12 protein-coding genes and 1 pseudogene are annotated in these 12,698 nt (G+C 67.1%); 5 read left to right on the top strand and 8 right to left on the bottom strand.

The annotated features are described in order from the left end of the window. The first annotated feature begins 248 nt into the window (after positions 1 to 248). Together ACFR9S_RS00705 and ACFR9S_RS00700 are read left to right on the top strand one after the other, a co-directional pair. Entirely contained in the window at positions 249 to 1,097 is an 849-nt protein-coding gene (locus tag ACFR9S_RS00705; protein WP_379730571.1) for an amidohydrolase family protein, read from the top strand. A gap of 83 nt (positions 1,098 to 1,180) precedes the next feature. After that, positions 1,181 to 1,681: a PaaI family thioesterase gene (locus ACFR9S_RS00700; RefSeq protein WP_379817749.1), complete on the top strand. Its 501-nt coding sequence runs from the start codon at positions 1,181 to 1,183 to the stop codon at positions 1,679 to 1,681. Positions 1,682 to 1,702: 21 nt separating this feature from the next. Here ACFR9S_RS00700 and ACFR9S_RS00695 read toward each other — a convergent pair whose 3' ends face one another. The 7 genes from ACFR9S_RS00695 to ACFR9S_RS00665 all read right to left on the bottom strand — a co-directional run bounded on the left by ACFR9S_RS00695 (position 1,703) and on the right by ACFR9S_RS00665 (position 10,010). Continuing rightward, the gene (locus ACFR9S_RS00695; RefSeq protein WP_379730573.1) at positions 1,703 to 2,854 is read right to left on the bottom strand and encodes a phenylacetate--CoA ligase family protein; all 1,152 of its coding nucleotides are present in this window, start codon (positions 2,852 to 2,854) and stop codon (positions 1,703 to 1,705) included. An 84-nt stretch (positions 2,855 to 2,938) separates the two neighbouring features. After that, positions 2,939 to 3,982, bottom strand: coding sequence for a branched-chain amino acid ABC transporter permease (locus tag ACFR9S_RS00690; RefSeq protein WP_379730574.1), 1,044 nt, complete (start codon positions 3,980 to 3,982; stop codon positions 2,939 to 2,941). Between the two features lie 102 nt (positions 3,983 to 4,084). Beyond that, entirely contained in the window at positions 4,085 to 5,038 is a 954-nt protein-coding gene (locus ACFR9S_RS00685; RefSeq protein ID WP_379730575.1) for a branched-chain amino acid ABC transporter permease, read from the bottom strand. After that, positions 5,038 to 7,083 carry an AMP-binding protein gene (locus ACFR9S_RS00680; protein WP_379730576.1) on the bottom strand — a complete coding sequence of 682 codons (2,046 nt, stop codon included), beginning with the start codon at positions 7,081 to 7,083 and terminating at the stop codon, positions 5,038 to 5,040. The genes ACFR9S_RS00685 and ACFR9S_RS00680 overlap by 1 nt, the downstream gene beginning before the upstream one ends. A gap of 1 nt (position 7,084) precedes the next feature. Further along, positions 7,085 to 7,921: an ABC transporter ATP-binding protein gene (locus tag ACFR9S_RS00675; RefSeq protein ID WP_379730577.1), complete on the bottom strand. Its 837-nt coding sequence runs from the start codon at positions 7,919 to 7,921 to the stop codon at positions 7,085 to 7,087. Beyond that, the gene (locus tag ACFR9S_RS00670; RefSeq protein ID WP_379730578.1) at positions 7,921 to 8,763 is read right to left on the bottom strand and encodes an ABC transporter ATP-binding protein; all 843 of its coding nucleotides are present in this window, start codon (positions 8,761 to 8,763) and stop codon (positions 7,921 to 7,923) included. Before ACFR9S_RS00670 ends, ACFR9S_RS00675 begins: the two co-directional genes overlap by 1 nt. After that, on the bottom strand, positions 8,763 to 10,010 hold the full coding sequence (locus ACFR9S_RS00665) for an ABC transporter substrate-binding protein (RefSeq protein WP_379730579.1): 1,248 nt from the start codon (positions 10,008 to 10,010) through the stop codon (positions 8,763 to 8,765). The genes ACFR9S_RS00670 and ACFR9S_RS00665 overlap by 1 nt, the downstream gene beginning before the upstream one ends. Positions 10,011 to 10,150: 140 nt before the next feature. On the opposite strand from ACFR9S_RS00665, the gene ACFR9S_RS00660 reads away from it, so the two are divergent. Together ACFR9S_RS00660 and ACFR9S_RS00655 are read left to right on the top strand one after the other, a co-directional pair. After that, on the top strand, positions 10,151 to 10,549 hold the full coding sequence (locus ACFR9S_RS00660; protein ID WP_379730580.1) for a universal stress protein: 399 nt from the start codon (positions 10,151 to 10,153) through the stop codon (positions 10,547 to 10,549). A 70-nt stretch (positions 10,550 to 10,619) separates the two neighbouring features. Beyond that, positions 10,620 to 11,786, top strand: coding sequence for an acyl-CoA dehydrogenase family protein (locus ACFR9S_RS00655; protein WP_379817747.1), 1,167 nt, complete (start codon positions 10,620 to 10,622; stop codon positions 11,784 to 11,786). Positions 11,787 to 11,795: 9 nt separating this feature from the next. On the opposite strand, the gene ACFR9S_RS00650 is transcribed toward ACFR9S_RS00655, so the two are convergent. Beyond that, positions 11,796 to 12,218 (bottom strand): HIT family protein, encoded by a 423-nt coding sequence (locus ACFR9S_RS00650; protein ID WP_379817745.1) that lies wholly within the window; start codon positions 12,216 to 12,218, stop codon positions 11,796 to 11,798. 177 nt (positions 12,219 to 12,395) lie between these two features. Here ACFR9S_RS00650 and ACFR9S_RS00645 point away from each other — a divergent pair. Further along, positions 12,396 to 12,698, top strand: a pseudogene (locus ACFR9S_RS00645) (pentapeptide repeat-containing protein); the annotation flags it as partial.

Genomic DNA, 12,698 nt, shown 5'->3' with positions numbered 1-12,698 from the left:
CGGCGGCTTCGGCCTCGCGGGCCGCGAACGCGTCGTCCTCGCCGGCGAGTTCGAGACAGCTCCGGGTCGTGCCTGCGCCGCCCGTCGCGCCGACGAGTGCAGCAGTCGAGAGCGCCATACGCTTCTTTCCGTACGTTACTCCAGAAAAATCTTCGGCACCGTCCGGACAGTGACCGCTGTCGGTATTTTTACTATCCGCGTCAAAGACCCTCATACGGAACCAATGGCACGACCGAGCACGGTGAGCGATGACGACTGAGTTCCCGGTCGAGAGCGTCGTCGACGCGCACGTCCACCTGATGCCCGACCGGCTGATGCGGGCGATCCGGGACGCGCTCGGCGACGCTGCCGGCTGGACGTTCGACCACCCGACTGATCTGGCGGCGATGACTGAGATCCTCCGGGACGCCGGCGTCGAGGAGTTCTTCGCGCTGCCGTACGCCCACCGACCGGGGATGGCCGACGAACTGAACGAGTGGGTCTGCGAGACGGCCGCGACCGCCGACCACGTGGTGCCGTTTGCGACCGTTCACGCCGGCGACGACGACGTCGGCGGGATCGTCGAGCGGGCCGTCGACGCGGGCGCCCGCGGGCTGAAGTTCCAGCTACCGGTACAGGGGTTCGCCGCCGCCGACCCGCGGCTGGAGCCGGCGTACGAGGTGGCTGCCGCCCACGACCTGCCGCTGCTGGTCCACGCCGGGACCGCACCGATGTTCCGGGACGACCCGAACGTCGGCGTCGACCGGTTCCGCTCGTTCCTCGACTCCTACCCGGATCTCAGGGTGTGCGCCGCCCACATGGGCGCCTACGACGTGGACGCCTTCTGTGAACTGGCCCGGACCAACGAGAACGTCTTCCTCGACACGACGTTCACCATGTCCGCGGTCGCCGAGGAGTACATGGCGTTCGACCCCGACTCGGTCGCCGACGAGACGCTGATCGAACTCTCGGAGTCGATCATGTACGGCTCGGACTTCCCGAACATCCCCTACCCCTACGAGCGCGAGCGCGCCCACCTGCTGGGGCGCGACCTGCCGCTCGAAACCCAGCGGGACATCTTCTCGCGAACGGCGCGTCGGTTCCTGGGCGAGGCGTGAACTTGGCGGATCCATCGCGAGGGACCGCCCGAATCGCCCCCATCCGACGTTTTTTGTCGGCGTGTGGTGAACGCTGACACAGTATGGGAGAGCGAGGGCGGCCCGTCCCGGACGGCGGTTCGAACGATGGGGAGTCGCCGAGCGACGACCCGACAGCCCGTGTCGGCGAGGCGACCGGCGACGAGGACGACCGGACGGCGATCGTCCGAGAACTGTACGACGCCATCCCGTTCCACCGCGAACTCGAACTGGAGGTGCTCGCGGTGACCCCCCGAAAGGCGGAGACGCGGATCCCGTTCGACGGGTCGCTGGTGGGCAACCCCGACCTCGAGGTGCTCCACGGCGGCATCATCAGCTCCATCGTCGACCTCACCGGCGCCGCCGTGTTCATCGGCCACCGCGGCGACTACACGCCGACGGTCGACCTGCGCGTGAACTACCTGGAAGCGGCCGGAAAACACCCGCTGTACGCGACGGCGACAATCGAGCGCCGCGGCGAGAACATCGGCGTCGCGAGCGTGGAAGTCGAGTCCGGCGACGCGGTCTGTGCCACGGGCACCGGAGTGTACAAACTGAGCGAATGACCGGCGCGAGCGGCGCCGCGATCAGTAGCGGTTGTCGACGATCCCGGTCTCGTCCAGTTCCGCGACCAGCGTCACCTCGTCGGGCGTGACGAGCAGGCGGTCGCCGAGCGCGGCCCGCAGGTCGTCGACGGGAGCCTCGCCCTCACAGACGATCGTCAGTCGGTCGGTCGTCTCGGGCTGATCGACTTCGATGCGGTACTCGCCGGTGAGTCCCTCGAACCCCGCCAGCACCGTCTCGATGCTCTCGGGGTACACTTTCACGCCCTTGACTTTCAGTCGCTCGTCGGTCCGCCCGATGACGCCGTCCGGCAGGACGAGCTCGCCGTCGCGTTTCTCCAACTCCGCGAGGTCGCCCGTGCGGTAGCGGATCAGCGGGATCCCCTCCTTCCGGACGTGGGTGACGACGACCTCGCCGCGCTCCCCCGTCCCGAGCACCTCGCCCGTGTCGGGGTCGACGATCTCCACGACGGCGTAGTCGGTGACGACGTGGAGGCCGTCCTCCGCCTCGGTCTCGGCGGCGACGGGCATGATGTGCCGCGTGCCGAAGTAGTCGGTCGCCGTGCTGGCGCCGAGGGCCTCTTTGACCGCCTCGCGGCGGCCCGGGATGGAGGTGAACGGCTCGCCGGCGCCGACGAACGTGTCCACCTCACCGCCCGCTTCTCCGACCTTCAGCGCGAAGCTCGGGTTCCCGATGAGCGCGTCCACGTCGAACTGGTGGGTGATGTCGGCGGCCTGCTCGGAGTCGCCGGGACCGAGCGGGAACACCTCCGCGCCGAGTTCCTCCAGCGCCCGGTGGACGACGTAGCCCGTGCCGAACAGCTGGTAGCCGAACGTGTTGATCACCCGGTCGCCGGGCTCGATACCGGCCCGTTCGAACACCTCGGCGTTGACGGCGGCCTGGTGCTCCAGATCCCCCCGGGTGTCGAACACCGGCTGGAGATCCTCGCCCATCGGGGAGAACGTCACCATCGCGGCGCCGTCGTAGAGGGAGCCAGTCGGCGGGTCAGCCTCGAAGTCGGCGACCAGTTCCTCGCCAGTCGTGAACGGGATCTCCCTGAACGCGTCCCAGGAGTCGACGGCGTCGGGGTCGATGTCGGCGTCGGCGTAGAACTCGTGGTCGGTCGCCCGCGTCAGTTGCTCGCGGACGGCCGCGAGCGTCTCGGAGTCGTACATCGAGTGGAGTAGTGGTCTACGGTCACATAAATTTCCGTCCGGCTTACACTCTGGCGTGGAAGGGGGCGGAGGGGAGCGGGCCGGTCAGTAGGCGAACGGCCACTTGCGGAAGTACTCCTTGATCTTGCCGAGCGCGGCCAACACCCCCTTAGGCTCGACCGCGAGGACGACGATGATGATGACGCCGAAGAACACCGGCACCGTCGCGGTGGCGTTCAGCCCGGTCGCGTCGCTGACGATGCCGAGCACCTCACGAAGGTTGTCCCGGATGAGCGTGACGACGCCCACGCCGAGCAGCGCGCCCCAGACGCGGCCGAGGCCGCCGAACAGCAACATCACGTAGTGTTCGAGCGTAAGGGAGAGGGTGAAGTAGCCGGGGCTGATGAAGCCGATCTGGAAGCCGTAGAGGCCGCCGGCGACGCCGATCATGAACCCGCCGATGCCGAACGCCAGTAGCTTGTTCTTGAACACGTTGACCCCCAGCACCGCCGCCGAGAGGTCGTTCTCGTGGACCGCGCGGAACGTCTTCCCGATGCCGGTCCGGGAGAGGTTCAGCGACAGCAGCGCGAACAGCAACACCGCGACCAGCGCCAGGTAGTACTTGTCGAAGGTGCTCCCGATCTCCGCGACCGGACCGAGCAGCCCGACGGTCGAGGGGAACTGCTGCTGGGAGCCGCCGTGGATGAACGCGGCCTGCCCGTTGTTGAAGAACCACTCCGAGATGAACTGGAGCGCAAGCGTCGAGATGGCGATGTAGAACCCCTTGACGCGGAACGAGGGGAGGCCGAACGCGACGGCGATCATCGCCGACATGAAGCCGCCGATGACCAACGCCGGCAACAGTCCGGCGCCCGCTTCGAGGAGCCGACTCGTCGAGTAGGCGCCGATCGCCATGAACGCCCCCTGTGCGAGGACGATCTCGCCCGCGTACCCTAAGATGACGTTCAGCCCGAGCACCGCGATCCCGAAGATGTACGCCTGTGTCAGAAGCGTCAACGTCCCGCCTTCGAACAGCAGCGGGGCGAGGAACGGGAGGGGGAGGCCGAGCGCCAGCGCGATCTTCTGGGTGCGCCAGCGGACCAGCCCCATCCGGGAGGTGTAGTCGGTGAAGTACTCACCGCAGGGCATCGCACCACCTCCGTCCCGCGGGCTCGGTGTCGGCCCGCCGTCGGGCCGTCGATACGTCGTCGGTGCGCCTGACGGCGCGTCGGAGATCGTGTCCTGCCATTCTCAGAGCCTCTCGATCCGTTCGGTGCCGTACAGGCCGTACGGTTTCACCATGATCACCACGAGGAGGAAGATCATCGGGAGGATCTCCCCGAAGCCGGCGCCGAAGTTCGCCTGCACGTCCAGCAGGGGGACGACGACGGCGGTCCCGCCCTCGAGGTAGTACGAACCCAGCTCCTGCAGGAGTCCGACCACGATTGACCCGATGAATGCGCCGGGGATGCTGTCCAAGCCGCCGAAGACGACGGCCGCGAAGATGATGATGCCCGTCGTCTCGATGGAGAAGGCGGCGCCCCCGCTGGACATCGCCAGCAGGATGCCGCCGATCGCGGTGACGGCGATGGAGAGCGTCCACGCCAGCGCGATCGTCCGCTCGATCGAGACGCCGAGCACCATCGCCGCCTGTTCGTCGCTCGCCGACGCCCGGAGGATGGAGCCGATGACGGTGCTCCGGAAGAACAGCATCAGCACGCCGACGACGATCAGGGCGATGACGACCGCGACGGCGTAGGCCCCCTGAATCGACGCGCCGAGGGGAAGCCCGACGGACCAGTCGAACGCCAGCTCCGCCGGGTACGCCTTGAAGTTCGGGCCGAAGAGGAACCTGATGAACCCCTCGAAGATCCCGCCGAGCGCCAGCGTGACGATGATGACCGACAGCACCGGTTCGCCGATGAACTGCCGGAAGACGACACGCTCGAGCGCGAGACCGAGCAGGACGCCGACGAGTATCGTGAGCACGACGGCCGCCCACGCCGGGAGCGCCGCCGGCAGGAGCGCGGCCGTCCCGAAGATGACGACGCTGTAGGCGCCGACCATCGCGATCTGGCCCTGTGCGAAGTTGAGCACGCCGGTCACCTTGTAGATGAGCGAAAAGCCCATCGCGACCAGCGCGTACAGCGCGCCGAGCCCGATACCCGTGACGGCGATGTCGAAGAAGGTGGCGAGATCCACCATTACTCCATCACCACCCCGAGGTCGGCGTCCTCGTCGATCGGTTCGTCCACGTCGACGACGCGCATCACGCCGCGTTCGTCGGACTCACGCCCGTCCTGATAGGTGATCGTTATCTCCATGTCTACGCTGTCGCTCCCGTCGTAGAGCGCCTCCACGACGTCGTCGTACCGGTCCATCACGACTTCCCGGCGGAGCTTCCCGGTCCGGGTGAGCTCGCCGTCGTCGGCGTCGAACTCCTTGAACAGGACGATGAACCGCTGGATCGGGTTGTCGAGCTCCTCGTTGGTCTCGGCGACCACGTCCCGCATCAGCTCCAGCACCTCCGGTTTCTGTGTGAGGTCGCGGTAGCCGGCGTACTGGATGTCGCGCTGGTCGGCCCACTCGGCGACGTTGTTGAACCGGATGTTCAGCACCGCCGTCAGCTCCTCGCGGCCGTCGCCGACGACCATCGCCTCCTTCAGGTAGGGGTTGAACTTCAGCTTCGTCTCGACGCTGATGGGGGCGATCGCGGTGCCGTCCTGCATCTCCATCACGTCGTCCATCCGGTCGAAGATCTTGACGTGCCCGTCGTCGGTGAGCGCGCCGAAGTCGTCGGTGTGGAGCCAGCCGTCCTCGATGGCGGACTCGGTCTTCTCGGGCATCCCGTAGTAGCCGGAGGTGACCACCGGGCCGCGGACGACCAGTTCGCCCTCGGGGGTGATCCCCACCTCGATGTTCGGGAACACCTCGCCGACGGTCTCGACCTGCACGTCGTCGTCGCGATGCATCGTCACGAAGCCGCAGACCTCGGACTGGCCCCAGATCTGCTTCAGCGGGACGCCCATCGCGTGGTAGTACTCGAAGTGGTCCTCGCCGAGCGGGCCGCCGCCCGTGTAGACGTTCTTCGCCCGCTTCAGCCCGATCTTGTCGAGGATCGGGCGGTAGGCCACCCAGTAGGAGAGCCAGTGGGCGGCCCGCAGGGTGGCGGGCGGCTCCTCGTCGTTCTTGTCGCCGATGACGTACTCAGCGTACCGCTCACCGATGCTCATCGCCTTGTCGTACACCCACTTCTTGAACCGCGTCGTGTTCTCGATCCTCGCCTTCACGTCGGCGACCCACGCCTCGTAGCGGTTGGGCGAGGAGAAGATGATCTCGGGACCGATCTCCCGGAGGTCCTCGTCCTCGGTTTCGGGCTGTTCGGGGAAGTTGGCGGTCCAGCCGCCGACAAAGGCCGCCGCGAGCAGGATCATCTGCTCGCCGACCCACGCCATCGGGAGGTAGGAGAAGTAGTCCGACTCCTTCGGCAGCGGGTCGATGTCGATGGCGGCGTTGGCCAAGTTCACGAAGTTGAAGTGGGAGAGCCGGACGCGCTTGGGCATCCCGGTGGTGCCCGAGGTGGGCGCCAGCATCGCCGTCGCCTCGGGGTCGACGGTCGTGATCTGCTGGTGGAGGTAGTCGTCGGCGACATCGCCCGACGACAGCCGCTCCTCGCCGCGCGCCTCGATGTCCTCGTAGGCGACGATGTCGGGGTCGTCGGGACCGACCTTCTCGCCGTTCTCGTACCGGAACATCCCCTTCTCGTCCCGGTAGATGATCGTCTCCAGCGACGGCACGCTGTCGGCGACCAGCAGCAGCTTGTCGACCATCTCCTGGTCCTCCGCGTAGACGATGTTCGGCTCCAGCAGCTGGAGCTGTTTCTCGATGTCCTCGGGGAGCATGTCCTCGTAGTTCGGCGCCGCCATGCCGCCCAGCGACTGGGCGGCGATCCACGCCCAGAGCTGGTGGGGGCGGTTGTAGCCGATCGTGAACAGCACGTCCTCCTCGCCGAAGCCGTACTCCTCGAGGCCGAGCGCGAACCGCTCGACGCGCTCGTAGTACTCCTCCCAGGTGAACTCCTGCCAGACGCCGTAGCGCTTCCACCGCAAGGCGGTGTCCTGCGGATGCTCCTCGGCGTGATCGACGAGGATCTCCGGGAGCGCCCGGTCCGAGACGATCTCGACGGTCTCGTCGTCGGGCGCCGTGAGCACGCGGTCGATGGTGAGCCCCTCGGCGTCGTCCTCGGCCACGTCAGTCCACCCCCGTGTAGACGCGGGCGACTTCGGGATCCTCGGTGACCGCCTCCGGCGGTCCCCGCGCGATGACGCCGCCTTTCTGCATCACGATCATCCGGTCGGAGACGGCCGTGACCACCTCCAAGTCGTGTTCGATCATCACCAGCGTCATCCCCTCCTCCTCGTGGAGGTCGGTCAGGAAGCGGATCATGTCGTACTTCTCGTCGAAGGTGAGGCCGCTCATCGCCTCGTCCAGCAGCAACACGTCGGGTTCGAGCGCGAGCGACCGCGCTAGATCTACCCGGCGCTGGACGCCGAGCGGGAGCGCCGACACGGTCGCGTGCCGGTGCTCCCAGAGTTCGAGGTAGTCGAGTATCTCTTCGACACGGCGCATGTTCCGGGCCTCGACCTGCCGGCCCGCGCCGTAGAACAGCAGCGACGACAGCAGGTTCGGGCGCTCGTGGACCGCACGGACGGTCATCACGTTCTCGAGGACGTTCTCCTCCTCGAACAGTTCGAGCCCCTGGAACGTCCGAGCCATCCCCTGTCGCGCCCGGTAGTGGGCCGGGCGGCCGGTCACGTCCTCGCCGTTGAGGTACACCGCCGCGCCGGGGTCCGGCGAGTAGAAGCCGTTGAGGATGTTCAACAGCGTCGTCTTGCCGGCGCCGTTCGGGCCGACGATTGACACCCACTCGCCGCTGTCGATCCCGATCGTCACGTCGTCGACGGCGGTGATGGAGCCGAACGTCTTGGTCACGTCACGGCAGCCGATGACGGCCTCCTCCGGGGGGACGTTGGCGCCCTCCCGGAGCGACGCCGCACGCTGGTCGGCGGCCGCGTCCTCGGCGCTCATCAGGTCCACCTCTTCCGGATCTTGTAGTGCCGGATGTCAGTGTACCGGGAGTCCTCGCTCGACGTCCCGAGGTAGAACTCCTTGATCTCCTCGCGCTGGACCAACTGGTCGGCCGGGTCGTGGAGTTCGATCTGGCCGTTCTCCATGACGTAGCCGTAGTCCGCGATGTCGAGGGTTCGTTTGGCGTTCTGGTCGGCGACGATCATGGTGATGTCCTCCTGTTCGTTGATCTCGACCAGCGTCTCGAAGATGTCCTGCACGAGCTTCGGCGCCAGCCCCAGCGAGGGCTCGTCGAGCAGGAGCAGCTCCGGCCGGTGGATGAGCGCCCGGGCGATCACCAGCATCTGCTGTTGGCCGCCGCTGGCGTAGCCCGCTTTCAGGTCCATGATCTCCTTCAGCTGCGGGAAGTAGTCGAACGCGATGTCGTAGTCGTCCTCGTCGAACCGGAACCGGCGGCCGCCGCGATAGAGGCCACACCGGAGGTTCTCCTCGACGGTGAGGTCCTCGAACACGCGGCGCCCCTCGAGGATGTGGGTGATGCCGCGGTCCACCATCTCGTTGGCGCCGAAGTTGGTCACGTCCTCGCCCCGGTAGAACACGTTCCCGCGGCTGACCTCGCCGCGTTCGGTCCGCCCGATGCCGCTGATCATCTTCAGGATGGTCGACTTCCCGGCGCCGTTGGGACCGAGCAGCGCGACGATGTCCCCCTCGTCGACGGACATCGAGACGCCCTGAACCGCCAGGAAGTGGTCGTCGTAGACGATCTCGACGTTGTCGAGTTCGACGACGGCCCGGTCGGCGTCGGACTCGGTGGTCCCCGCCGCTCGTGACTCGGCCGGCATCACAGTCCGATCCACTCGTCACGCCGGGGGAGCTCGACGGTCGTGTCGAAGCTGAGCGACCCGTCGGTCACCTCGAACAGCCGCCCGGTCATGGTGGGCCGGCGGTCGCCCTCCTCGTAGGTGTACGGTTCGGCAAGCCCCTCCATGTCGTCGTTCTGGATGCCGAACATCCCGTTGCGGGCGTTCGGGCCGGTCAGGTCGTCGCCGTTGTCGATCGTGTTCTGAAGCCCCTTGAGCGCGAGCAGGGCGTGGATGACGCCGCGGACGTAGTTGAGCTGTGCGACCTCGGGGTTGTCCATGCTCCGGTCCTCGCGCTCGAAGTTGGCCTCGATGATGTCGGCGCCGAGGCCGTCGCTGTCGAGCGCCCCCTGGAACGTCTTGAACGCGTTGACGTAGCGGACGCCCTCGAACAGGTCGGGCGACTCGGAGACCACCCGCTCGTCGACCGTGTAGGTGAGCCCACACACCGTCACGTCCGGGTACACGTCCGCCTTGTCCTGTAGCAGCACCCGCATCGGGGCGGACGTGTTCTGGTGGATGAGGTAGTCGACGTTGCCGTCCCTGGCCTGCCGGAGCTGTGTCGTCGCCGAGTTAGCCGTCAGCGGGAGGTTGATGTCCGACCCGACCTCGAGACCGAGCTCCTCGGCGTACTGTTTGCCGCCCTCGACCGGCGCCTGACCGAACGGGTTGTTCGAGAAGATGAACGCGATCTTCGCGCCGGGGTCGTTGTCCGCGATCCACTTCAGGTGTGCCCGCGCCTGACTCGTGTAGTCGAGGTTGCCGAAGAAGTTGTACGGCGTCTCCTCGGTCACCAGGTTCGCGGAGTACGACGCCGAGATGTAGACGATCTCGTCCTCGGCGACCGTGCCCGAGAGCGCCTCGGTGTCCGCGGTCCCCCAGCCGATGATCATCGGCGGTTCGTCGCCCGATGTGTACTCCTGATAGAGCTGCTGTGCCTCCGGGACCTCGTAGGCGTAGTCCTCGTTGGGATGGTCGATCTCCCGCGAGAGGAGGTCGTTCTCGTTGATGTACGCGATCGTGTCACGGGAGCCGATCGCGGCCGGCCGCCCGACGTCGGACGTGCCGCCGCTCTCGTCGTAGATCCCCGGTACTGTGACTGCATCCGAGTTCCCGCCGCCGCCAGCACAGCCCGCAAGGCCGAGCGCGACCCCGCCCGCCGCCGCACCTTTCAGGAGCCGTCGCCGTCCCATCGCCGTCTCGAACGTGTCTCCCTCGTTACGTGGCATTGTATAACACGCAACAATGGAAGTATACATCATATATAATGGTTGGGTTGAGTTTCACCGCCGAATCCCACCGATGTGAACGTGTCCGGCGAGTTCGCCGCGGCGAAACAGTAAAACGCTCCCCGCCTATTGCGTGGGGCATGTACACGTTCCTCGTGGGGATCGACGCCGACGAGTCCCGGGCGCTCGCACAGGCTGAAACGCTCACCGAACTCCCGCTGGAGACGGACGCGGTGCGTGCGGTTCTCGTCCACTCCTTCGAGGAGAAGACGAAGGGGAGCACCGTCGAACAGGTCAAGGCCGTGCGTGTCGCACGGGACCGGCTGGAGGAGGCCGGCATCGAGGTCGAACTCGAAGGGTACGGCGGCGACGCCGTCAGGGCGATCCTCAACGTCGCCGAGGAGCACGACGCCGACCAGATCGTCCTCGCCGGGCGGAAGCGGACGCCGACGGGGAAAGTCCTCTTCGGCAGCGTCACACAGAGCGTCATCCTCGACACCGAGCGGCCCGTCCTCGTCTGTAGCGCCGACGAGGAGTGAGACGACCGTGGACGGCCGCAAGACCAGTACTAATGTATCGGGAGCACCTGTGAGAGTGTGAAACACAACCATGGATTTCGACAGTAGTTCCGAACAGGCGATGATCCGGTCGACCGCGAGCGAGATCGCGTCCCAGTTCGGGCCGGCACACTGGCGCGAGAAGGAGGAGAACGGCGAGTTCTCGGAGGCGTTCTGGGACGAACTCGCCGAGGCGGGGTTCCACGGGCTGTTGATCCCGCCGGAGTACGAGGGCGCGGGGATGGGGATGCAGGAGATGGGGGTCGCGATGGAGACGCTGTGTGCGGAGGGCTGTGGGATGGCCGGCACCTGGTACCTCGTCCTCACGGCCGGGATGGCGGCGGTCGGCATCCGCGAGCGCGGCACCGAGGCGCAGAAGGAGCGCTACCTGCCCGACATCGCGGCCGGCGACCGCAACTTCTCGATCGGCATCACCGAGCCAGAGGCCGGGACGAACACGCTGAACGTCGCGACCCGGGCCGAGAAGGACGGCGACGAGTACGTGCTCAACGGGCAGAAGGCCTGGATCACGTTCTCGGACCGCGCCGACAACATGATCCTCGTCACGCGGACGACCCCGCGCGAGGAGGCCGACCGCGGCACCGACGGGATCAGCCTCTTCGTCGTCGATATGGACGATCCGGGGATCGACGTGGAGCCGATCGACAAACACGGCATCAACTACTCGAAGTCCTGTGAGGTGTTCATCGAGGATGTTCGGGTCCCCGAGGCGAACCTGCTCGGCGAGGAGGACCACGGCTGGTGGACGCTCGTCGACATGCTCAACCCCGAACGGATCGGGTTCGCCGCCGCCGGCACCGGGATCGGGAAGCTCGCGGCCGAGACCGCGATCGAGTACGCCAACGACCGCGAGGTGTTCGGGCAGCCGATCGGCGGCCACCAGGCGGTCTCCTTCCCGATCACGAAGGCGTACGCCCGAATGGAGTCGGCCGCACTCATGCGCGACAAGGCGGCTTGGCTCTACGATCAGGGCGAGGACTGTGGCTACGAGTCCAACGTCGCCAAGGCCACCGCCGTCGAGGCCGGCATCGAGGCCGTCAAGCAGTCGATGCAGGCGTTCGGCGGCTGGGGGTACGCCACGGAGTACGACGTCGAGCGCTGGTGGCGCGAGATCAACCTCACGCGGCTGGCGCCGGTCAGCCAGCAGATGGCGTACAACCACATCGGCCAGGAGCTCGGCTTTCCGAAGTCCTACTGAACCGCGGCGTCAGTCGCCGCGGATCGTCGCGGCGATCTCGTCGAGTTCCTCGTCGGTGGGCGACTCGCTCGCCGGGGAGATCGTGTGGAACGAGCCGCCGCCGTCACCGTCGAACCGCGGGACGAGGTGGACGTGCGTGTGGGGAATCTCCTGGCCCGCGGCCTCGCCGTCGTTGATGCCGATCGAGACCGCGTCGGCGTCGAGGGCGTCCTCGACGGCCGCCGAGAGCTCGTGGACCGCGTCGAACAGCTCCGCCGCCTCGTCGCCCGGAACGTCACTCAGCCGCCCGTAGTGCTGCTTGGGGACGACGAGCGTGTGGCCGGGCGCGAGCGGGTTCGCGTCGAGGAACGCGACGGCGTGGTCGGTCTCCGCGACGATCCGGCCGGGGATCTCCCCGCTGACGATGCTACAGAAGATGCAGTCTTCGGCCATGCGCGACCGTTGGATGGCTCGGGCCATGAAACCCACGCCGGCCCGGGTTCGCCGGCGGTCCACCGATACGGTCGCTTCGCGGAATCCGCCGATTTTCGGCCCAGAGACGCCGGTTCGTCGGGTCGAGTCGGGGAAAACCTTATTCGTCGCCCATCTATTGGTCGATTGAGAAGACGGATGGGACAGTGTCGATACACGTTCGATCGAGCGTCTGAGGAGGGGGCGCCGGAGTCGCTCGACGGCTGGGCCTGTCCACACGAGGCCCACCCGGACGCGGAGCGGTGCGTGTTCCACCTCTCGCCGGCCGAGCGCGGCGAACTCGGCGTCGACGACGGGGCGGTGCTCGACGCGTTTCTGGAGCGGGCACTCGGGGCGGGCGAGGCGGCCAAGCAGTTCGTCGGCGCCCAGTTCGGGGAGATGGACCTGCGGCGGCGGATCGTCGCCGCCGACGACCGGCACCCGATCGACCTCCGCTACGCG

It is taken from the genome of Halolamina salina, assembly GCF_042678005.1.
Taxonomy (GTDB): domain Archaea; phylum Halobacteriota; class Halobacteria; order Halobacteriales; family Haloferacaceae; genus Halolamina; species Halolamina salina.
This window is presented reverse-complemented; position numbering and strand designations above follow the sequence as displayed.

What these genes read in the sequence shown, in the direction of transcription:
- ACFR9S_RS00695 (WP_379730573.1), bottom strand. Translation starts at nt 2,854, where the DNA reads ATGTACGACTCCGAGACGCTCGCGGCCGTCCGCGAGCAACTGACGCGG.
- ACFR9S_RS00675 (WP_379730577.1), bottom strand. Translation starts at nt 7,921, where the DNA reads ATGAGCGCCGAGGACGCGGCCGCCGACCAGCGTGCGGCGTCGCTCCGG.
- ACFR9S_RS00650 (WP_379817745.1), bottom strand. Translation starts at nt 12,218, where the DNA reads ATGGCCGAAGACTGCATCTTCTGTAGCATCGTCAGCGGGGAGATCCCC.
- ACFR9S_RS00690 (WP_379730574.1), bottom strand. Translation starts at nt 3,982, where the DNA reads ATGCCCTGCGGTGAGTACTTCACCGACTACACCTCCCGGATGGGGCTG.
- ACFR9S_RS00685 (WP_379730575.1), bottom strand. Translation starts at nt 5,038, where the DNA reads ATGGTGGATCTCGCCACCTTCTTCGACATCGCCGTCACGGGTATCGGG.
- ACFR9S_RS00670 (WP_379730578.1), bottom strand. Translation starts at nt 8,763, where the DNA reads ATGCCGGCCGAGTCACGAGCGGCGGGGACCACCGAGTCCGACGCCGAC.
- ACFR9S_RS00700 (WP_379817749.1), top strand. Translation starts at nt 1,181, where the DNA reads ATGGGAGAGCGAGGGCGGCCCGTCCCGGACGGCGGTTCGAACGATGGG.
- ACFR9S_RS00665 (WP_379730579.1), bottom strand. Translation starts at nt 10,010, where the DNA reads ATGCCACGTAACGAGGGAGACACGTTCGAGACGGCGATGGGACGGCGA.
- ACFR9S_RS00660 (WP_379730580.1), top strand. Translation starts at nt 10,151, where the DNA reads ATGTACACGTTCCTCGTGGGGATCGACGCCGACGAGTCCCGGGCGCTC.
- ACFR9S_RS00705 (WP_379730571.1), top strand. Translation starts at nt 249, where the DNA reads ATGACGACTGAGTTCCCGGTCGAGAGCGTCGTCGACGCGCACGTCCAC.
- ACFR9S_RS00655 (WP_379817747.1), top strand. Translation starts at nt 10,620, where the DNA reads ATGGATTTCGACAGTAGTTCCGAACAGGCGATGATCCGGTCGACCGCG.